At 51.8% G+C, this 20,515-nt stretch carries 17 protein-coding genes and 1 pseudogene; 6 read left to right on the forward strand and 12 right to left on the reverse strand.

Going from position 1 to position 20,515, the window contains the following annotated elements:
* Window positions 1-94 precede the first annotated feature (94 nt).
* Together AC506A_RS20240 and AC506A_RS20245 are read right to left on the reverse strand one after the other, a co-directional pair.
* Window positions 95-496, reverse strand: a complete 402-nt coding sequence (locus tag AC506A_RS20240; RefSeq protein WP_495462808.1) for an NUDIX hydrolase — start codon at window positions 494-496, stop codon at window positions 95-97.
* A 16-nt stretch (window positions 497-512) separates the two neighbouring features.
* Window positions 513-1,010, reverse strand: a complete 498-nt coding sequence (locus AC506A_RS20245) for a YfiT family bacillithiol transferase (protein WP_495462809.1) — start codon at window positions 1,008-1,010, stop codon at window positions 513-515.
* A 169-nt stretch (window positions 1,011-1,179) separates the two neighbouring features.
* Between AC506A_RS20245 and AC506A_RS20250 the strand changes: the two genes are divergently transcribed.
* Window positions 1,180-1,608: a hypothetical protein gene (locus tag AC506A_RS20250; protein ID WP_495462810.1), complete on the forward strand. Its 429-nt coding sequence runs from the start codon at window positions 1,180-1,182 to the stop codon at window positions 1,606-1,608.
* A gap of 307 nt (window positions 1,609-1,915) precedes the next feature.
* Window positions 1,916-2,128 (forward strand): annotated as a pseudogene (locus AC506A_RS20255) (transposase); the annotation flags it as partial.
* A gap of 111 nt (window positions 2,129-2,239) precedes the next feature.
* Here the strand turns inward: AC506A_RS20255 and AC506A_RS20260 are convergent.
* Window positions 2,240-4,720, reverse strand: coding sequence for a carbohydrate-binding protein (locus AC506A_RS20260; RefSeq protein ID WP_495462811.1), 2,481 nt, complete (start codon window positions 4,718-4,720; stop codon window positions 2,240-2,242).
* Between the two features lie 409 nt (window positions 4,721-5,129).
* On the opposite strand from AC506A_RS20260, the gene AC506A_RS20265 reads away from it, so the two are divergent.
* Genes AC506A_RS20265 through AC506A_RS20275 form a run of 3 tightly spaced genes read left to right on the forward strand, consistent with a single transcriptional unit; the run spans window position 5,130 to window position 8,991 of the window.
* Complete coding sequence (locus tag AC506A_RS20265; protein WP_495462812.1) at window positions 5,130-7,199, forward strand: cell division protein FtsA; 2,070 nt, start codon at window positions 5,130-5,132, stop codon at window positions 7,197-7,199.
* The gene (locus AC506A_RS20270; protein WP_495462813.1) at window positions 7,171-7,986 is read left to right on the forward strand and encodes an alpha/beta fold hydrolase; all 816 of its coding nucleotides are present in this window, start codon (window positions 7,171-7,173) and stop codon (window positions 7,984-7,986) included. The genes AC506A_RS20265 and AC506A_RS20270 overlap by 29 nt, the downstream gene beginning before the upstream one ends.
* A 15-nt stretch (window positions 7,987-8,001) precedes the next feature.
* A complete protein-coding gene (locus AC506A_RS20275; protein ID WP_495462814.1) occupies window positions 8,002-8,991 on the forward strand; it encodes a sensor domain-containing diguanylate cyclase in 990 nt (329 codons plus the stop codon).
* 68 nt (window positions 8,992-9,059) lie between these two features.
* Here AC506A_RS20275 and AC506A_RS20280 read toward each other — a convergent pair whose 3' ends face one another.
* The 9 genes from AC506A_RS20280 to AC506A_RS20320 form a co-directional block, all read right to left on the reverse strand.
* Complete coding sequence (locus AC506A_RS20280) at window positions 9,060-10,631, reverse strand: ABC-F family ATP-binding cassette domain-containing protein (RefSeq protein WP_495462815.1); 1,572 nt, start codon at window positions 10,629-10,631, stop codon at window positions 9,060-9,062.
* Window positions 10,632-10,991: 360 nt separating this feature from the next.
* Window positions 10,992-11,801 (reverse strand): glycosyltransferase family 2 protein, encoded by an 810-nt coding sequence (locus AC506A_RS20285; protein ID WP_495462816.1) that lies wholly within the window; start codon window positions 11,799-11,801, stop codon window positions 10,992-10,994.
* 36 nt (window positions 11,802-11,837) lie between these two features.
* Window positions 11,838-12,791 (reverse strand): NAD-dependent epimerase/dehydratase family protein, encoded by a 954-nt coding sequence (locus tag AC506A_RS20290; RefSeq protein ID WP_495462817.1) that lies wholly within the window; start codon window positions 12,789-12,791, stop codon window positions 11,838-11,840.
* Window positions 12,788-13,630 (reverse strand): dTDP-4-dehydrorhamnose reductase family protein, encoded by an 843-nt coding sequence (locus AC506A_RS20295; protein ID WP_495462818.1) that lies wholly within the window; start codon window positions 13,628-13,630, stop codon window positions 12,788-12,790. The genes AC506A_RS20290 and AC506A_RS20295 overlap by 4 nt, the downstream gene beginning before the upstream one ends.
* On the reverse strand, window positions 13,627-14,610 hold the full coding sequence (locus tag AC506A_RS20300; RefSeq protein ID WP_495462819.1) for a polysaccharide biosynthesis protein: 984 nt from the start codon (window positions 14,608-14,610) through the stop codon (window positions 13,627-13,629). Before AC506A_RS20300 ends, AC506A_RS20295 begins: the two co-directional genes overlap by 4 nt.
* Window positions 14,600-15,697 (reverse strand): non-hydrolyzing UDP-N-acetylglucosamine 2-epimerase, encoded by a 1,098-nt coding sequence (wecB, locus tag AC506A_RS20305; RefSeq protein ID WP_495462820.1) that lies wholly within the window; start codon window positions 15,695-15,697, stop codon window positions 14,600-14,602. The genes AC506A_RS20300 and wecB overlap by 11 nt, the downstream gene beginning before the upstream one ends.
* Window positions 15,698-15,737: 40 nt before the next feature.
* On the reverse strand, window positions 15,738-17,261 hold the full coding sequence (locus AC506A_RS20310) for a glycosyltransferase family 4 protein (protein ID WP_495462821.1): 1,524 nt from the start codon (window positions 17,259-17,261) through the stop codon (window positions 15,738-15,740).
* Between the two features lie 164 nt (window positions 17,262-17,425).
* On the reverse strand, window positions 17,426-18,565 hold the full coding sequence (locus AC506A_RS20315; RefSeq protein WP_495462822.1) for a CgeB family protein: 1,140 nt from the start codon (window positions 18,563-18,565) through the stop codon (window positions 17,426-17,428).
* Between the two features lie 44 nt (window positions 18,566-18,609).
* Window positions 18,610-19,704, reverse strand: coding sequence for a CgeB family protein (locus tag AC506A_RS20320; protein ID WP_495462823.1), 1,095 nt, complete (start codon window positions 19,702-19,704; stop codon window positions 18,610-18,612).
* Between the two features lie 201 nt (window positions 19,705-19,905).
* On the opposite strand from AC506A_RS20320, the gene AC506A_RS20325 reads away from it, so the two are divergent.
* On the forward strand, window positions 19,906-20,112 hold the full coding sequence (locus tag AC506A_RS20325) for a cold-shock protein (RefSeq protein WP_495462843.1): 207 nt from the start codon (window positions 19,906-19,908) through the stop codon (window positions 20,110-20,112).
* The last annotated feature ends 403 nt before the right edge of the window (window positions 20,113-20,515 follow it).

Raw genomic sequence — 20,515 nt, forward strand, 5'->3', positions numbered from 1 at the left:
CAGCATACCTTACACGAATGAAAGCGGCAACAAAATATCCCGGCCGCTCGCGGCGCCTCCCCTTCTATCTACCTAGATATACGGAGACAAGTTGCTAGTTCTCGTTTCCTACCTTAATCCGTTCTTCTATTAAACTTATAAGCAGCTCACGATCTTCTTCAAAAGATAACGCCAACTCCCTAACCTCGTCAGCTGACTTCCATGCGATATCATAGATAAGGCCGTCCGGATCTTGGATACAACGCTCGCCTCCAACAATGTCTCCACGGAAATAAGCGATTCTCTCCTTCTTCATCATGAGCTGTTCAGCCAACTGGATGCGATAGCCCGTTTCCTCGAAAACTTCGCGGATGCAGCAGTCCTCATAGGATTCGTTCGCCTCCCGTCCGCCTGACGGAATAGACCACCTTTTCTCTTCATGCGGTTTCCCCTGCAGCACCATCAAGAGTTGGCCGGAGGCATTGAAACAGATCGCGGCTGACCCGCTCCAGCTCATGCGATACCAAAGCGATTCAATCTGCGCCCGTATGATGGCGGTTATGCCACACAAACCGCTGCAGCGCTGTATCCAGCGTGATGCTGCCGAGCGCCAGCGTTCGTAACTTTCTGCTGAATTGCTCTGGGTTCAACCCTTGGAGCAAAGTCAAAAAACGCCGATGTAGAATCTCTAGTAAATCTAGCGCATCCTCGATCGGAACTTCTCGATAATCATGCAGCTCCGCCCACAGATCTTCCCTATACGTCGCGCCGAGCGGCTCTTCCTCTGTTAGTGCCCGCTTAAATCTCAAGTACGCGTTCATATCATTGTCGGCCAGATGATGCACAATCTGCCTTGCAGACCAACCTCCATCGCGGTATGGAGCGTCTAGCTGCTCCGAACCGAGGCTGCGAACCAGCTTCCTGAGCGCCAGGGTAATGCTGGGAATCTCCTTGATGAGAGCTGCTCTTTCTTCATGTGTAGTAATCGGCGCCGCTTGAAACTGTCCTATCGGGAAACGAACGTCGTTCATGGGATTGGTTACCGCCTTTCCTCAGCTTCAAAAATCTATCACCGCCATAATCATCTCAACTATATTCGAGAAACGACAAAATGAATCCTTTTATTGCTCCTGCAGGCAGGAATCTCGACCCTTTTCTAGCGATGCTGCATAACTTAGTATAAAAGGAGTAGGTGCTGCTATGGGACAACTTATCGATGCACGAACATCCAGCAATATTCCCGTTGTTCTCACGGAGTTTGATATATTCCCGCTCGATACCCCTGTCATCGTTGGAGAGGTAGGACTGAACATTCCACACGATACCCCGGGAATTATCCGGGTTCAATTGACGGGAATGGCAGGCGTCGCACTTCCTACGGATTTTCCGAAAGGTTTCCTACTAGAGCTTTACATGGTAAGAGGTCTTACGATCGACGATTCGCTTATCTACAAATCGCAGCATTCGTTTGAATCCGGGATACACACGGTTGGATTCTCTGCATCCGATTATAATATCCCTGCACCGGCATCAGGGCTTCAGCCCTACACGTTATTCGCAATCGCTCGCTCAGAAGGAATCGCTCGTGTCGGTCCGGAGAACTTGAACGCTTCCGCTTATTTCGGATAATGGAAGGCAAAGTACAGGGTCTGTCCCAAAAGTCATCGATGATGACGAAGGGATAGCCAGCTTCTCTCCAACCTTCGCCGCTCTAACGAATCGTGGAGGTCTTATTTTGGAGAATTGAGCACCTCTAAAATTCTAACGAACCACAGAGGCCTTATTTAGCGGAATTAAGCAGAAATGCACGGGTTTCGGAGCCAATAAGGCCTGTAGGATTCGTTAGAATTTCAAAACGGTTTTTTTGTAGCAAATAAGCCCCCTACGATTCGTTAGCGAGAAAATCTATTGAGCAGGGGGGCGCGTTCGTCTTATTGAAAAAGGCTGCGGACTGTCCGTTCGGCGGATGTATGAACCGGAAAGCGTATTTGGCCAAATCAAAAACAACCGAGGATTTCGAAGGTTCCTGCTTCGAGGCTTACAAAAAGTAAGCTTACAGGTCGGGTGGCTTATGCTTGCCCATAATTTGCTGAAGAAAGCCGCAGTTGACCGAAGACGAGAAATGGCGCCACAGGTAGGAGACCTATGACGCCATTTTTTCATCTGAAAATTGCCACTGAGGGCTTCAATACCTATCTGAAGCCCTCTTTTGAGACAGCCTCTTCATTACATTACATACCACTGCAATAGCATCAGATTGCTAAAATCCCGTATTCCCGTTCAACACCGGCACGACCAACGGATTCACATTCGTATAATTCGGCAGCGCATTGCCGGATGCGACGTTGAAATTAAACTGCGTCCGTCCGCCGCTGTCCCCGTAAGACGTGTTGTCGATATGAATGCCTTCCGTTTCTCCGTTCGTAATATTGTTGAGCTCGATGCGGACATTGAGCATCGGGTTCACATAGAGCCAGAACTGAATACCAGCATGGTTGTGGCCGGTATGTCCTGCTTTGTTAATCGTGTTTCGTTGGAACTTGAGGCCGCTGATCGTATACGAAGGTTTCGTTGGCTCGACCGGCTCCGTCGTGACGATCATACCCGCATTATATGTGCTGTCGATGTAGTTATCGCGGTAGATGAGGCTGTTGCCGCCAACGTCAGACATGCCGCGTCCCCAGTAGCTGGCGATAATCGTATTGAATTGGGCCAAATTGTTCTGCGCAACCCCTGGGAAGTTCATGAGATTAACCTGGGCAACCCCGTCATCGCCAAGTCCACGCATGAAATTGTTCTGCGCCACATTGCCGGAGTTCCCATCATCTCCCCAGTGAATGCCGTCAAAATACGTATTGTAAAGCCGTACATTCTGAATGGTAGAGTTTGACCAATCCGTCCAGCCTTCCAAACAGCCCATATGCTCCGCCCATAGATTTTGCAGTACATTGTTAGCGCCGGTGCCGGGATTGGTAAGCACGATGATGCCATAATGCGCATCCCGCTGCGTATCCACGCTGCTAATGCGAAGATCTGAGATCGTCGTGTTGTTGTTCAGCGTGAACCCTACTTCGCCACCCCAGATTCCATTGGTAATCGTGCTGTGCAGATGGGAGTACCAAATACCTGCGCCTTTCAAGCTTACACCTGAAGGAACGGCGATTTTATCGCTTTGGTTGTAGGTCCCCGGCGGGAACCAGACGTTCTTGCCAGTCGAAGCCGCGGCATTAACCGCACTTTGAATCGCTGCTGTATCGTCCGCGACGCCATTGCCGACCGCATTGTAAGGCGCCGATTTGACCGAGATATAGTTAGCCGGCATGGCAATCGGAGCAGCCGCCGTCTCCAGATCAATCAGATCAATCCCATACCAAGCAAGGCCGTTGCCGGAATCCTTCTGCAGCTTAATCGTATCTCCGGCATTAATATCGATCGCGAAATCCTTATCATCAAAGCTGCGTACATACGAATTTCCCGGCGCTGTATCGTAATTGAAGGTAGAGGTGAGCGATAAGTCTTGACGCTTCACGCCGTTGACATAGAGCGCCAGCGTCCCGCTCGTATTCTTAGGGATGCTGTACCGCAGAATGATACGGTTCGCATCGCGCACATTCGTCCATTGTACAGACTCGCCTGTTGCATCGAGATGCACATAACTCTTGCCGGAAGATGCTTCCTTCTTCATCGTCGTATCATTATTCGTGGTCGCGCCGCCGCCAAGTGTACCGTTCTCCGCTTCATAGGTTGTGAATGGCATCGTGGCACCACGTGAATTGTTGTTCGTCAGCCGGAACCAGTTGATATTCGCAATGCCTGAACCCGAGATCCCTTTCACATACAGATTGTGCGTGCCCGTTGCGGAGCCTGTGATCGGCCACGTTTGCGTCTCGAACGTATTCCAGCTATCCGTATTGGCCACTGTAAACGTGCTGATAACCGGACCTGTCAGGCTGTCGAGCCGAACCTCGAACTTACTGCCCGTAGCGGTGGCTGCAACGCGAGCTTCAAGCGTCTTATAGCCACCGCTTAAATTAACACTGTTGAAGACCATATAATCATTGGTATCAAAGCTGCCAACCTGCTGGCCGCCTCCTGTATCCGGTGTCGTCGCTGTTGTAACCCCAGACATTGAGTTGTAGCTCTCCGCTTCGATCTTGATTGCCGTTGTCATTGTCACAATCGGCGACCAATTCGTTTCATCAAAGTTCATATTGCCATTGGCATTGATGACAAAATAGAGCGCATCCCCAGCCTCAACATGAATATTCGATACACCGCTTGGTGTTACATCGGCTGCCGGCGTAACGGTAGCGCTCCATAGCTGCGTCGTATTTTTGAAAATTTTCGCCACGACTCCGTTACTGCTGGCATTGACCTTGATCACATTGCCCGTGATGTCGACATTGCCTGCCTGCGGCGCAACCCATTTCTTCACCGCATCATAGGTCGTCTCGGGGTGGAAGAAGGAGTCCCTCACATAAGGAAAACCGGAGGTTTCTTTCCACTTAGCCGGAGCAGTCGCATCGTAGACACTAAGATACGAATACGTACTTCCAGTCTTCTTCATATTGAACCAATTGCCCACACCTTGCGCCGTACCGAAAGACGATAGTGCGCTGTACGTCACCGTTTCCGGAATCGGCGCCGCTTCGGATTTCCCCACGTCCACGAGCAAACCGCTGGCAATGAGCGTAAATGCCATCACACCATAGAGGCCTTGCTTTACCTTTCTTCTGAACATCGCTGCATGTCTCCTTTTCGCATGTTTTAATTAGCCAACGTTTCGTTGCAAAGCCGATCACATTTCTCTGCACCACCTCCATCACGAACGGATTAGGTAAGATGAATCTGGATGTCGATGACTTCAATACTGAAGCGCTTTCATAAAACGAGGAGAGGAATTCAGAAGCATTTGCTGCCCAGCATCCTAACGGTAACATAGGGAAATAAGCAATTATTCAACATGTTACTAGCAAAATATTAACTATTTTGAGATCGCTTCGTGACCCGCTTGAATACCCGACATTCCTATTTGCCAACCCGCTGAATTTCGACATTTTATGATATACTAGAAAGCAATTATCCTTTTATTGGGTCAACCTAGGACAAACACCACGAAAGCAACCAACATGAAGGTAGGGAACTCTCGAATGGTACGGAGCGAAGCGGCAGCAAGCTATATGCAGCGTGTATTTGCAGTTGATATTGGAACCAGAAGCGTCATAGGCTTAACAGGTTATTACGAGGATGGAAGCCTGATCATCGAGCATGGCGAGGTAGAGTACCATAAAGACCGCGTGATGATAGACGGACAAATTCATGATATTGAAGGCGTTACGGAATCGATCAAGGTGATTAAAGAAAAGCTGGAAGCAAAATGCGGGCAACGGCTGACCGAAGTCGCGATTGCTGCCGCAGGCCGCTCCCTCATTACAGGCCGTGCTGAGCTAGAGCAAGAAGTCGATCATAACAAACCGATCGAGAAACATGTCGTGGACTCTCTCGAAACCGAATGCTTGAATCTCATCTATAATCAGCTGCTAGAGCATTCACAGGACATCAAAGATTATTTCTGCATTGGCCATACAGTCGTCAATTACTATATTAACGATGCCATGATGCTCAGCCTGATCGGACACCGGGGCAGAACCATCAAGGTTGATCTCATCGCCACCTTCTTGCCTCGCACCGTCGTGGAAAGCCTTTATGCGTCAGTTAGTAACATCGGATTGAATGTCAGCTACTTGACGCTCGAGCCAATCGCAGCGATTGAAGCTGCCGTCCCTGCCAACATGCGCCTGCTGAACATCGCACTCGTAGACATCGGGGCCGGCACCTCAGACATTGCCATTACCAAGGATGGAACCGTCTTCGCTTATGCGATGACCGCAACCGCAGGCGACGAAGTAACAGAAGCCATTGCCAAAGCCTACTTGCTCGATTTCGATAGTGCGGAGGCGTTAAAATGTAAGCTTTACCTGGATACGGAGCAGACCTTCACCGATATTATCGGCCTTCAGCATACGATCACCTCCGAAGAAATTTTGGACATGATTCAAGAAGTGACTGACCTTATTGCCAGAAATATAGCCGATAACATTATGGAGAAAAACAGCAAAGCGCCGAGCGCCGTATTCTTGACCGGCGGAGGGAGCAAGCTGCCTCGATTGAGCAAAGCCATAGCGGACTATTTGCAAATACCGGTTGGCAGAGTGGCCACTCGTGATCTTGCCACGATTCCCAAAATGACCATTCAGCACTTTGAGATGACCGGTCCTGAGGTGATAACGCCGATTGGCATCTTAATCAAAGCTGCCGCTCACTTGGGCAAGGATTTTGTAGAGGTGTCCGTTAACGGGGATCGTGTGAAATTGATCAATACGAAGGCGCTGCAGGTGATTGACGCACTCATGCTGATCGGCTTTAATCCTCAGCAATTAATCGCACGAGCCGGCCAATCGATGGAAATTACGATTAACGGACGTGCACGAACGATATTCGGCGAGCCAGGGCAGCCCGGCGAAATCTATGTCAACAACCAATTAGCCAGTATCAGCACGCCCATAAGGCTTCACGATGAAATTACGATCACGCCTGCTACACCGGGTAAACCAAAAGAACTGACAGTAGACAAGCTGTTCGATAGGAACGCCGGATTCTATTGGAATGAGCACTGGACTCCGATAACACAGGCTATAACAATCAATGGTATTCCAGCTGCCGATGATCGACTCCTCGTCGCTAACGACGCCGTCACGGCCACGCAACTCACAACATTAGCGGATGTCTATCAACATTTTGATATTCCGCCGACTGTAGGTATCCATGTTAATGGTCAGCCTGTGGAGACGCAATATCGGATTCAACATCGTGACTCGATTTCAATTGCACGCGAGACCGAGGTTGTGGCTGCTGCTCAGGAACCAGAGGAGATTCTTCTCAAAGATCAACAACATCTGTCGCCTTCTGCTGAACCATTCATCCACATTACCTATAATGGTTCCCCGCTCTCGTTACCTTATCGAGCAGGGTTCGCTTTCATTCATCTATTTGATTACATTGAATTCGACCGCACACAAGTTAAGGGCTCATTACGGATGATGCTCAATGGCCAGCCTGCCATCTACAAGGAGACGATTCAGAATGGCGATGCCGTCATTATTGAATGGACTGTGAAAAAGGAGGTTGAAGATGACAATCGATATCTTGGCTCGCAATAACATCAACATATCCGGCAAGGGCAAACAGCCGATTATTTTCGCACATGGCTTCGGCTGTGATCAAGTGATGTGGCGCCATATCGCCCCTCATTTTGAGGAAAACTATCGCGTCATCTTGTTTGATTATGTAGGATCAGGCAACTCTCAAATTGATTGCTATAATCCGGATCGATACAGCCATTTGCAAGGGTATGCCGAGGATGTTCTCGAGATCATGGAATCGCTGGATGTACGAGATGCGATTTTCGTCGGTCATTCCATTAGCAGTATGATCGGCATGCTGGCTTCCATACAGAATCCAACTTATTTTGAACGGATCATTATGATCGGGCCATCTCCTTGCTATATGAATGATCTTCCTGATTATTACGGCGGTTTCCATAAGGATGAGATTGATGAACTGCTCCAAATGATGCAATTAAACTTTCTTGGTTGGGCGCGCACGCTTGCTCCCATTGCGATGCAAAATCCCGATCGACAGGAATTAGCCGAAGAGCTTGAGCAAAGCTTCTGCTCCAGGGATCCTCATATTGCACGGCAATTTGCCGAGGTCACCTTCTTCTCCGATTGCCGAAATGATCTCAAGCATGCGTCAATCCCATCGCTGATCCTGCAGTCTTCGGACGATAGCATCGCTCCAATTGAGGTCGGCGAATACTTATATGCTCATCTGAAGAACAGTACGATCCAATACATGCGTGCAAAAGGGCATTACCCGCATTTAAGTCATCCCGAAGAAACGACCGCGATGATTAAAGATTATTTAGCCGTAAAGCAATACCCATAGAGAGGCGGATGCCCCGTGGATACGCAATTAAATGCAGCCCCTTGCGGCTATTTCTCAATCTCAAGCGCAGGGCAGATCCTGTCGGTCAATCAAACCCTGCTAAACATGCTGGGCTATGAGCGGGATGCATTAATCGATCAACATGTAGAATCCATGATGACCGTTACGAACAAATTGTTCTTTCATACGTATTTCTATCCGTTCATCCAGCTCTACGGACATGTCAATGAGATGTACTTCTCGCTACGAACGAGCACTCGTCAAGAGGTGCCTGTTCTGCTGAATGGGATTCGGCAGGAACGTGACGGCGAGCTTGTGATCGACTGCGTGGTGGTTGAAATGCGGAAGCGGATTGAGCATGAGAAAGATATTCTGCAAACCAAAACGAAGCTGGAAGAGCTGTATCAAGCTACGAATAAAGCGAACCAAGAGCTTGAGCGGCTGCATGCGGAATATGAAATTAAGCAAAAGGAGCTGCTGCGTCTCAACCATCAGCTCGAAACCTTAGCCTCCACCGACCCGTTAACCGGTCTTCGGAACAGACGGTTCTTTCAAGACAGCTTAGCTGCAAATCTCGCATTCTATCACCAGTCGGGTCAGCAATTTTCTCTCCTCATCATCGATATCGATCATTTCAAATCGATCAACGATACGTATGGGCATCCTGTTGGAGACTTAGTTCTCGTCGGTCTGGCACATTTGCTTCAATCCCTGTCGCGGACAGACGACATCGTAGCGCGATATGGCGGGGAAGAATTTGTCATTATTCTTCCGAATACAACCCAAGAAGATGCCATCCTTGCTGCGGAGCGATACTGCTCCACAGCTGCGGTCACGCCTCAACATGAATATAGGATCACGGTAAGTATCGGAGCAGCGACGATCTCGCTGGAAGATACGGAACAAACCGTACTTCATCATGCTGACCAGGCGCTGTATCACTCGAAGCAAACCGGTAGAAATCGGGTTACGCATGCCGCCGATTTGGTGCAGAGCAAGCGATAGTGTACTGGCATATTGAAATGACAAAAGACCGGGTACTCCTCTAGAGGGATACTCGGTCTTCTGGTTACCTATAGATTCTGCACGCTAATTCCCGTTTCCGGTTCGAAGGTCAGCATCTTCGTTCCGATCTTATCGATAAAGAATCGATCGTGGCTGACTGTTATGACGGCCCCCGGAAAATGGATCAATGCCTGTTCCATGACCTGAATGCTCGTCAGGTCCAGGTGATTGGTAGGCTCATCCAAGATGATGACAGCCGCTCCCGACAGCAGACATTTTGCCAACGCAACCCGTGCCTTCTGTCCACCTGACAGATTGCCGATGAACTTGCTTAGATCCATCTCAGAGAACTGCAGCATGGCTAGAAACTTGTTCACTTTCTTGCGCGGCGCATCGAGTCCGAGGCCGTATGTGTTCACTGCGTGGCTAACCGTATCCTTAGGATTAAGCTCCTCCCACATCCGGTTGAAGTACGCGTAACTGACGCCTTTCTCCCACGTCACTTCGCCGGATTCGGGCTTCTCCTGTCCGGTGAGCACCTTAATCAGCGTCGACTTCCCGCTTCCGTTAGGGCCTACGATGACCAGTCGATCTTCCTTTTGAATATCGAAGCTGACATTTTGGAAAATCTGCCGGCCTTCATAAGATTGTCCGATACTCTTCACTTCGCACAGCTTGTCCGGAAAACGCAGCTTCTCGTAAATATCCGTAATCAGCACGTTCACAGGATGCGGCTCGATCCGCTTCTTGTTATCCGCCAGTTGACGGGAGAGTCGATCCTTCGACGACTTGCGGCTGGCACGGCTGTCGATCGCTTCCGATTCCATCAGGAGCAGCTCTTCCTCCCACTCGAACTGGCGGTCGAGCTCCTTCTTGCGCATCTTCTTCTTGCGGATGTAATCCGTGTAATTGCCTTCGTATTCCTGAAAATGATAGTTCTCAATTTCAATCGTACGCGTCACAACTTTATCGATAAATTGCCTGTCATGCGATACGAGGATCATGGCGCCCTTGAAGCGATACAGCCACTGCTCCAGCCATGCAATTCCTTCCATATCCAAGTAATTCGTCGGTTCGTCAAGCAGTACGACATCAGGCAGCTCAATGAGCATTTTGGCGAGTGCCGCACGGTTTCGCCAGCCTCCGGACAGCTCATCGACCGGCTGATGGCGTGACCTGTCGTTAAATCCAAGCTTCGTCAGAACCGTGTTAATTTCAACCGACACGTTCCAGCCATCCAGATGCTCCATTTGTTCGAAGAGCTCGGCCTGTCTCGCAAGCAGCCGCTCCATTTCGCCGTCATCCGTGACGAAACCGAGCTTTTCCCCGACTTCCTGCAGCTCACGTTCGATGAGCGCGACCTGCTCGAAGCAATTTTCCAGCTCCTGCTGAACCGACAAGCTGCCGTGCATTTCAGAGAATTGCGAGAAGTACCCGATTCTCACCTGAGGATCTATTTCCACGTTTCCGGTTGTTGGTTCTTCTTGCCCCATAATGAGTTTGAATACCGTCGATTTCCCGGCACCATTACGCCCGATCAGGCCAATTCGTTCGCCTTGCGTTACTTTAAAATAAATATTGCGAAAGATCAGCGTCTCTTCATATTTCTTCGTTACATCTTCCAATCGTATTATGCTCATGACTATCACCCTTCTGATTCCGTTAGTCTTAGGTGATTATAACACTAGTTGGCGCAGAATTAACTCGAAACCCTCATAACTGACGCGCCTGCATGACCTACCCGCTGGCAGCAACAATAAAAACAGCGGCGAAGTCACGCTTCGGACTTCATCGCTGTTTTCGACTAAATACGCTAACGAATCGTAGAGCCCTTATTAAGCGGTAAATTGCCCAAGATTTATTCTAACGAATCGTAGAGACGCTATTGAGGGTAATTGGAGCGAATGAGGGCACGAAAACATGAAATAAGACCTGTAGGATTCGTTAGATTTTCAAATCGTCTCATTTCGCTCAAATAAGACCTCTGGGATTCGTTAGAGCTAGCCGCGAGTCGACTTCCGCTTCGTATTCGACCTTGTGCGGTCGACCGCTGCCGGCGACTTGACCTTCCGCGGAGGGCCGAAGCCGAGCTGCGTAATATACGCGCGCCAACGTTTCTCGTATTGGGCAAATGTTGACCTCACCTCTATCGCGATTGCATCACGGTGGCGCACTGTCCCCATCTCTTCGTGGCGGCGATAAGCGCTGAGCGGCTCTGGGATGAGCAGAAACGGAATACCGGTCAGCAGTACGCGGTACCAGTAATCCAGATCATGCGTATACTTTAGCCCTTCATGAAATGGGCCGGTAATCCGATAGAGCGCCTTGCTCATCATCACCGTGCATCCGTTGATCGGGTTGCTCGTTTGAAGCGCGCGATAGAACTCGCCGTTCTCGTAGCCCGGCGGGATGAGGTCGAGCTCGGTCATTTTGCCGCGGCCGTCGATGATATCGAATCCGGTATGACTGATGAGCGCTTCCTGCTCCTCCATCGCTTCGACTTGGCGTTTGATTTTGTCCGGATAGAAACGGTCGTCGGAGCTGAGCCATGCTACATATTTGCCGCTCGCAAGGCGGAATCCTGCGTTCAGCGCGCTCGCTGTGCCGCCGTTCACTTTACCTGCGTAATGAATTCGTCCCTCATACGGACGCAGCTTCTCTGCATGCATCGTTGAGCCGTCATCCACGACAATAATTTCAATATTGTCATACGTCTGCGCGAGTGCACTCTCGATGGCTTCCGTCACATAGGGGTCGTTATAAAAGGGGATGACGATACTCACCCTCGGGTTCGCAGTCCCGTTTCCCATTCTACCTGCCTCCTGCTGCTTCTCTATTGTCGTACTTTAGTGCTGCCGCGCTGCCTCCAGCGTTTCGCGCAGCGATTGCTCAAGCGTTATAAGCGGCATCCAGCCAAGGGCGATGACGCCTTCGCAATTCACCGGTGCCGGCGAGGCGGCTTGCGACTCGCCAACCTCCCATTGCAGCAGACCTGGCTGCACCAGCGCATCGAAGGCATCTGCGATCTCGCCGAGCGTGCGCATCACGCCGGAGGCGACCGGATAGATGCGGCCGCTCTCTCCGGCGCGCAGAAGCAGTTCATATGCGCGAATCGCATCGCGCACATCAAGCAAATCGCGCTGCTCGCTGCGTGAAGACAGCCGGAACGGCGCCGGCGCAGCAGTGCCGCTCGCTGCAGCCTGCTCCGCCTTGGCTGCGTAGCGAGCGAGCAGTGCGCACAAGCCGCCGGATCGGCCGGGGCCAATCAGATTCGACGGCTCAGCGATCACAACCTCCATGCCGTAGAGCGTTGTCCAGCTCTGTGCAATCAGCACCTGCATCGTCTTGCTCAAGCTGTAGGGATGCTGCGGCTGCGGCCGCACACCGCCGCCATGATCAGCTGCAGCGAGCGGGAAACGCAGCATCGAACCGGCAACGACGACTCGGCACGGCGTCCCTAATCGCCGCACGCCTTCCAGCACATGTACCGTTCCCATCACATTACTTTGCAGCACAGCCGCAGGGTCGCTCCATGAGGCTCCAACTGCATTGGCACCTGCCAAATGCAGCACATATTCCGGCTTGGCACGCTCGATAAGCGCCAGCACCTCGGATTGCGCAGCCAGATCGCAAGCCAGAGCCGCATGAACGTCGTTCAGCCATGCCCACTCTTCTGCATCTGGCGACGGCAGTCGGCGAACGACCGCCGTCACCTCCCAGCCCGCCGTACTAAAGTACCGGCAGGCATGCTCGCCGCAGAAGCCGCCGGCCCCTGTTACTAGCAGGCGCGGGCGGCTCAACCTTCATTCATCCAGTTCGCAAGCTCCTCCAGCATCGGTACATAGCCTGGTGCAAGATAACCCCAGTCGCTGCGCGTGGAAACAAGCGTCCGATCAATGTACAGCCGCTCATCCGGTACGATCTTGACCCCGCTCACCTGGAAGACGGATTGAAACAAGTGCAGCAGCGTAAGCTTGCTTACCGTTTCGGCAGCTGTCAAATGGACCAATCCTCCGATCTGCGGATTTGCAATCGCATAATCTACAGCCTTGGCCAGCTCAAGCGTGGTGACCCCGTTCCACCACACTCTCGCATAGCCGCTGACGGTTCCCGTTTGCGCCAGAAACCATTTCATCAGTCCAATCCCTTGCGGCCTGATTTCAGGACCAATAATGGAAGTGCGAATCGTGAGATGGCGGGAGCCTGGCGCTTCGCCAAGCGCCTTGGACCTCGCATATACGGAGGTGCCATCCGGCAAATCCTGCTCCGTATATCCCCCATTCATCCCGCTGAATACGCAGTCTGAGCTAATATGAATGACTCGTGCAGGTGTATCCAGATGGTCTGCCAGATGCCGCAGCCAGTGAGGCAGAAACCCATTCACCTGATAAGCGGCAAGCGGATGCTGCTCAGCATCCTGATTCAGCACGCCAACCGCGTTAACAATGACATCCGGCTGTACCGCACGCACAAGTGCAGCTACAGCCTCACTGTCAGAAGCATCAAGGCGTTGCCCGCTCGCTCCCTCCTCCGTGGATCGAGTCGTGTACACAACATCCATTTCGGGATGCAGCTGTTCAAAATACCGGATCAGAACATGACCTGCCATGCCGCTTCCTCCGATAATGAGCAGCTTCATGATAGAAACCCGCCCCGGTTCAGCATCGAACGAATTTCTTCCTTCGTCAGCAGCGACTGACTGGAGCTGTAGCTTTCGAAATCCACGCTTGGATAGCTGCTGTAATGCTGACGAAGCCCCGGAATATCTAGGGTTGGCAGGATAACCAAATACTCCTCATCATACACAACCGTAGTCATGCTTTCATGGTCTGTCAGCAGAATCTCATGTATTTTCTCCCCTGGGCGAATCCCCGTTACCACCATATTCGCGGGAATACCCAAATCCTCGATTAATACGGCAGCCAAGTCCACTATACGGCAGGTCGGCATCGTCATGACGAAGATTTCCCCGCCTATGCTTTCCTCCGATGCTTTGAACAACAGCGTAATGGCATCCTGCAGCGTTAAGAAGAAGCGCGTCATGTTCATATCCGTAATCCGCACTTGCCCTTTCTCCCTGATCTGATTCATAAACAGATGCACGACGCTTCCGTTCGTGCCAAGTACATTTCCACCGCGCACGCAGACAAATGTCGTATTGGAATGCAGCAGATTCGCGTACACGATCAGCTTCTCGCCGATCGCTTTTGTCATGCCATAGAAATTCGACGGGTTCGCCGCCTTGTCGGTAGAGATGTAGACCACTCGTTTTACCCCGTTTGCGATGGCGGCTTCGATGACGTTTTGCGTTCCGATGACGTTTGTTTTGAGCGCTTCATATGGCTGATCCTCACAAACGGGCACATGCTTCAGCGCTGCCAAATGAAACACGTAATCGACTCGCTCGCACGCACGCATCAATGCTTCTTTATCCCGAATATCTCCGATGCAGAAGGACAGACGCGGATCCTCGAACGTGCGGCTCATCGCCACCTGGCTGGACTCGTTACGGGAAAACACAATAATTTGTTTGGGCTGCTGAGGCAGCAGCTGGCGGATCAGTTCGTAGCCCCAGGACCCTGTTCCCCCGGTGACCAGTATGCGCTGATTAGTAAACATTCCATTTCCCTCCAAGCACAAATTTAACCACTTTATCCGACACATCTTTTGCCAAATACCCGTCCGGACACTCCCACTTCGCAGGCAACGCCGTCATAATGACCGCAGCCTCTTCAATCCGCTCCGCCTTCAAGCCGCATACGACGTTGCTGCCGCAGTCAATGGTCTCCGGACGCTCCGTCGTCTGCCGAATCGTGACGGTTGGAACGCCGAACAAACAGCATTCTTCCTGCACAGTGCCGCTGTCGGTGATGGCGCAGTACGCATGCTGCTCCAGCCGGACAAAGTCGAAGAATCCCAGCGGCTCATAGAAAACCACCCGATCATCCATCTCCACGCTCACCGAACCACTGTCGATCCGCGATCTCGTCCTTGGATGAACACTGCAGATCACACGCTTGTCAAAACGCGCCGCTACGCGATTAAGTCCCTCAAGAATGCCGGTCAGCCGCTCCGGCACATCGACGTTCTCCGCGCGGTGCGCTGTCACGAGCACGTAACTGCCAGGCTGCAGACCGAAGCGTTCCAGCACATCGCTGGCATCAATCTGCGGCTTGTAATGCTCAATCACTTCATGGATGGGATTACCTGTCAGCACGATTCGATTGCTTGGGAAGCCCTCACGCAGCAAATTGTTCTTGCTGTATGACGTGTACGGCATGTTAATGCTTGCAATGGCGTCGATGATGCGGCGGTTCTTCTCCTCTGGCACCGATAGATCGTAGCAGCGATTGCCCGCCTCCATGTGCACGACCGGAATGCCCATCCGTTCGGCGATAATGGCGCAAAGTGCGCTGTTCGTATCGCCTAGAAGAAGCACCACATCCGGCTCATGGGCGATCAGAATTCGCTCTACCTCTGCGAACATGACGGACAATTGCCCGCCGAGCGTCTGCCTGGTTTCCGTGAACAAATAGTCCGGCTGACGAAGCCCCATCTCCCGAAAGAACACATCGCTAAGCGACGGAGAAAAGTTCTGTCTTGTATGCACGAGCACATGCTTCTCGGCCAGCGCATCCAGCTTCTGAATGATAAGACTCAGTCGTATAATTTCCGGGCGCGTGCCCAAAATCGTTACAACGCGCATGAAACGTCCCTCCTTCGTCGTTCAACTCACTTGCGAGCTGCTAACGCTTCTTCTTAGCTCCTCTGGCCCGGTTCCTCTGGCGCCCCGGCTGCCTTCGGCGCTTCAAGCTGCCTTGCTTTCGAAGCCCGCGGCGGCCTCGCCCGTTCTTCCCTAGTCGGCCTGTCAGCCGTCTGCGACCCTTTTTTCTACTTCTGTATGCCGTGCCAACCGGCGCGCCTTTCGGCCATGCGGCAATGTAAACATCCGGAACCTCGCGAATCTCTTCCATCCGATGTCCCGCTCTGTGGAAGGAGCGCATCGATCGGAACGGCCGGAGAACGCCATTGTCAAACTTGTAGATCGTCGGCGCGCTTCCCTTAAGCACTGTCGGCGGGTAATATCCGCGAACGATCAGCATAGCTATGAACCTGCGCAGCCGATCACGGTAAGCACTAATCCCATACACTTCATGCGCCAGCTGTGCGTTGCGATTCCCAATCGATTGAAGTGCGGCCTCATCCGCGAGCAGTGATGACACACGGTGCGTGAGCCCTTCCGTATCCCCCATCGGAACAACATAGGCTTCATTTCCGGTAGCTCGGCCTATTTCAGAGAGTCCGCCTGAGCCGTACACGACGACTGGCTTCCCGAACACCATGCCCTCGAGTGCCGTCATGCCGAAGCCTTCCACCGTTAGACTAGGGACAACGAGTACATCCATCGCCGGATAAACCGTCTCCACCTGCTCCTCGAACCGAACCCAGCGGAATCGCTCCATCAGCCCGCGGTCCCTTGCAATACCGATGCATTTTTCAAAATAGCCCTGATCCACGGGATTGCCAACGATGAGATACATCGCATGGGGATGCTGCTCAGCCGTGTTGACGGCCATTTGCATAAAATGCTCGAGCCCCTTCAACTCGAAGATCGACGACGAAATGTACCCGACCAGCCGCTGATCATCGGAAATCGCGAGCTGCCTGCGCCGATTGATGCGGTGCTGCTGCCAGCTCTCCGGATTCAGTTCACTTTGATGCCAAGAGGGTGGAATCAGCGTCGATTTGGGAATCATGCCTGGCGTGCGAAGCGGTGCAAGTGTCGTCTCTGAGATGCCGACGATGTAATCGGAGTACTGCTCGATTATGGAAGCTGCAAGCGCAGTGTGAGGCGTTTCCCGGATCGCTTCCATGACGGTCCAGACGACAGGGATACCGAGCATCTTGCCGGCGATAGCAGGCATCGGATGAACGCAGGTGTTGGCAATGATGATACTCGGCCGTTCATAGTGAATGAGCTGGATCAACTGCAGCCATAGCGGGTCCTGCTGATGAGCGCCTATCTCATCGGTCATATGAGAGAGTCCTAGATACAGAGGCACGACCAGTGGAATTTGATGGACGATGACCGTAATTCCCAACTTGCGAGCATTTGCGGCAATAATGCCCTCATTGGGGACGACGAGCGTGCAAGCGAAGGAGGGCAACAGCTCCCTGACCATAAATAGCAGCAGTTTCTCAGCGCCGGTCACATATTGAGGGCTGCAAATATGCGAGAATACTAGCATTTTTGGTTTACTAAGCTTCAATTGGTTGACTCCCCTCCACCTGTTTCATCGCAGCTATCAAAACCCTAGTTGTACAATATATTGACGCGGCTACTGAAGTGGCACGACATTTGAACCTTTCCAAACGCACAAAATACCGCCAACTCTATCTCCGCTGCTCACTGTGATGGACAACTGTACCCCTCTTAACCGGGAAACAAGATCGCAAGCAATATCTCAATCCGTTTGCCATACGTATGCTCACGCATCGTCCGGTACATGCCGCGCATCGCGATTGCCTTCCGTTCTTCTTCGTGCGCCAGATAATACTGAATTTTGTCTATCATCTCTTGCGGCGAAGAATAGGTAACGATGTCCACATCCGGGGTATAGAACGACACAAGATCGCTGCGAATATCCGTCAACTGCAGCGCTGCGCAAGCCGAAATTTCAAACGTCCGCGGGTTCGGTGAAATCGCTCCGATGCCTGCACTGTTGTTGTTGAAGGTTTCATCATCATGGGCGCGGTGCATGTTGATGACGATTTTGGCGCCGTTGTACATATTCGCGGTCTCATCCGGCCCCATCCAGCGGCCAAGCTCAATCTTGTGCTTCATCAGTTGAAAATCTTTCAGCCGCTCCCACCAGATGCCGGAAATATGCGTATCCTTCGTAGCGAGAAATTTCGTCACTTCATTAAAAAACTCGACGCGCCGCCAATAAGCCGAGCCGATGAAACAAATATCATGCCGCTGTGATCGAAGCGGATTACGCGGTCTGAACGATGCCGGATCCGCTCCGAGCGGCAAGTAATACACATTCGGACAGCCAAGGCGGCGGTAATAATCGACACAGACCAGCTCCAGCGTGAACACTTCATCATAATGAGGCGCAATACCTGAGGTGATGTCCGTGTAGTAAGGATCATCTGTGAACCAAATGGCGGTACGAATTCCGGCTGCCCGCATGGCATCGACTTGGGCGACATTGAATTGAAGGCCGTCCAGCACGATTACAATATCCGGTCTAATGCGCATCGCAATTTCTGCTACCGGCTGCAAGGTGTCCGTAATCGTCAGTTGGGTTACCTGTGCGCGAAGCGCATTGGCAATCGCCTCATCGAGCGGCGAATACGGAAAACCTTTGCCTGTCGCGACAAACAGCACATGCGCCTGCCTCACTGCGAAAATCTGCGTCTGTGCCGTACTTTGCAAGACCGACTCGCATTGACCGAACCAATGGCCATGCTGCCAGCCAAGCCGGAACCCGTCTGCTCTTCCCCGCGCTTCACCTCGAAGCCCCCGAACCACTTTACGGACTCGGCGTCTTCGTATTTTGGTCGCCATCTTATTCACTCCTCCCTGCCTGAACCTTTTTCTTCTGCTCCGTATCACCACTTCAACACCTCAGCAACCAGCTGCAAACGCTGGACGAAGGTATGATCTTTCAATGTTCGATGCAGCCCCCGTACTGCAATCTGCCGGCGCTGCTCTTCATGATTTAAGTAATAGTCCAGCTTCATGACCAGCTCTTCCGGTGAGTTGAAGGTCTCCAGCTCTACGCCAGGCACGTAGTATTGCGGTAAATCTTCACGCATATCGGTCAGTTGCAGCGTACCGCAAGCCGCAATCTCATACGTACGCGGATTGATGGATCTTCCCGGCAGGTTCAGCTCGTTCTTATTGTCCTTGCCACGCTCCGTAGTCCGGTGCATATTAATCACAATTTTGGCGCCGTTGTAGTAACGGATCGATTCATCGACCGGCAGCCAGCCCATCCGAATGAATTTCTGCAGCTGCTTATAATGGCGCAGCCGATCCCACAGGCCGCCTGCAATAAAAACCTTGCGCCCCTTCAGATAGGGAGCGATCGCATCGAACAGCTCCACTCGGTTCCAGAACGCTTGCCCGATAAAACAAATATCGCTGCGATGCCCCGCCTCCACTTTCATAGGCTTAAACCAATTGGGATCGACAGCCAGCGGCATGTAGGCAACCTCCGAGCAGCCAAGTCCCCTGTACAGCTCAACGGTGCTCAGCTCATGTGTAAGGACAACATCGTAATGCGGCGCGATATGCACCGTATCTGCCGTCACATACGGATCGTCCGCGAACCAAATGGCCGTACGAATGCCCATAGCCCGCACGGCATCCACTTGCTGCAAATGATCGTCCGGGAAAACATGCAGTCCGTTGAGCACCAGCATCCAATCCGGCCTTATGAACGAAGCTTGCTCCGCCATGAACTTGGCATCTGCCACATGCACTTCGCGCACCGTTTGGCGAAGCGCTTCGACGATGCCCTGGTCGATCGCTTCAAAGCCCTGCGGAATATACAGCACACAGACATTCCGTTTAGGGAATGCTGCTGCCGGATGCAGTCGCCGGTAGATGAAGTCGCACGCGCCATCTCGCTGGCCGCTGCTGTATCCTGCGGCGAATCCTTTTCTTGCTGCTTGGGCTTTATATTTTCGCTTCGCCTGCACGCGCTCCACCCCTGATTTTCGAGTATTCTGTCTCCATATATATGCGAATGACAGGCAAGGCTCTTGGTCACTTGTCCGCTTGGCATGCAAAATTGGCGTTTGACCCCTAAGGCAGATTGTCTTGAAAAAAGAAGTATATTTCTGGCAGACCAGTCACATATTAAAAGAGGTTACGGCATGAACACGAAGGAGGGCTTGATTATTCATTTCTCAAAGAAAGTGGTTGAACCGATTCCGGAAGAGCAAACGTCCATTTGGACATGCAGTAACGAAGGCTGCAGCTGCTGGATGCGAAACGACTTCTCATTCGGTGAATTTCCCAGCTGTCCCATCTGCCACTCCAGCATGACAAGCGAAATCAAATGCCTGCCCGTACTCACCAACGGCACGAAGCGCAGCTTTCAGTAGATGGATGCTGAGAGTTGAACCTATGGGCAGCAGCGATAAATAGCATGAAGAGGCTGACACTTAATCATCGATGATGATTAAAGGTCAGCCTCTTCATGTTGCTGGTTTGCCGGGGAGTTCTGCGCCGACTCATGACGTGGCTCAATCGCCGAAATCCCTGTAAACTCGCCCTTTCTGGGTGCTGTTAGCGGATATACCGCTATCAGCAGCAAATCGTGGTCGATTAGCCGCACTTTAGCGGATATATCGCTCTCGAAGTCACTCAATCGCCGAAATACAAGTAAACTCGCCTTTTCTGGGTGCTGTTAGCGGATATACCGCTATCAGCAGCAAATCGTGGTCGATTAGCCGCACTTTAGCGGATATATCGCTCTCGAAGTCACTCAATCGCCGAAATACAAGT

Source organism: Paenibacillus sp. N22P23 (assembly GCF_059383735.1).

Excerpts from the sequence above, each read along its gene's own strand:
- AC506A_RS20300 (WP_495462819.1), bottom strand. The coding sequence starts at position 14,610 with ATGTTTACTAATCAGCGCATACTGGTCACCGGGGGAACAGGGTCCTGG.
- AC506A_RS20285 (WP_495462816.1), bottom strand. The coding sequence starts at position 11,801 with ATGGGAAACGGGACTGCGAACCCGAGGGTGAGTATCGTCATCCCCTTT.
- AC506A_RS20265 (WP_495462812.1), top strand. The coding sequence starts at position 5,130 with ATGGTACGGAGCGAAGCGGCAGCAAGCTATATGCAGCGTGTATTTGCA.
- wecB (WP_495462820.1), bottom strand. The coding sequence starts at position 15,697 with ATGCGCGTTGTAACGATTTTGGGCACGCGCCCGGAAATTATACGACTG.
- AC506A_RS20270 (WP_495462813.1), top strand. The coding sequence starts at position 7,171 with ATGACAATCGATATCTTGGCTCGCAATAACATCAACATATCCGGCAAG.
- AC506A_RS20315 (WP_495462822.1), bottom strand. The coding sequence starts at position 18,565 with ATGGCGACCAAAATACGAAGACGCCGAGTCCGTAAAGTGGTTCGGGGG.
- AC506A_RS20250 (WP_495462810.1), top strand. The coding sequence starts at position 1,180 with ATGGGACAACTTATCGATGCACGAACATCCAGCAATATTCCCGTTGTT.
- AC506A_RS20245 (WP_495462809.1), bottom strand. The coding sequence starts at position 1,010 with ATGAACGACGTTCGTTTCCCGATAGGACAGTTTCAAGCGGCGCCGATT.
- AC506A_RS20280 (WP_495462815.1), bottom strand. The coding sequence starts at position 10,631 with ATGAGCATAATACGATTGGAAGATGTAACGAAGAAATATGAAGAGACG.
- AC506A_RS20240 (WP_495462808.1), bottom strand. The coding sequence starts at position 496 with ATGAGCTGGAGCGGGTCAGCCGCGATCTGTTTCAATGCCTCCGGCCAA.
- AC506A_RS20295 (WP_495462818.1), bottom strand. The coding sequence starts at position 13,630 with ATGAAGCTGCTCATTATCGGAGGAAGCGGCATGGCAGGTCATGTTCTG.
- AC506A_RS20260 (WP_495462811.1), bottom strand. The coding sequence starts at position 4,720 with ATGTTCAGAAGAAAGGTAAAGCAAGGCCTCTATGGTGTGATGGCATTT.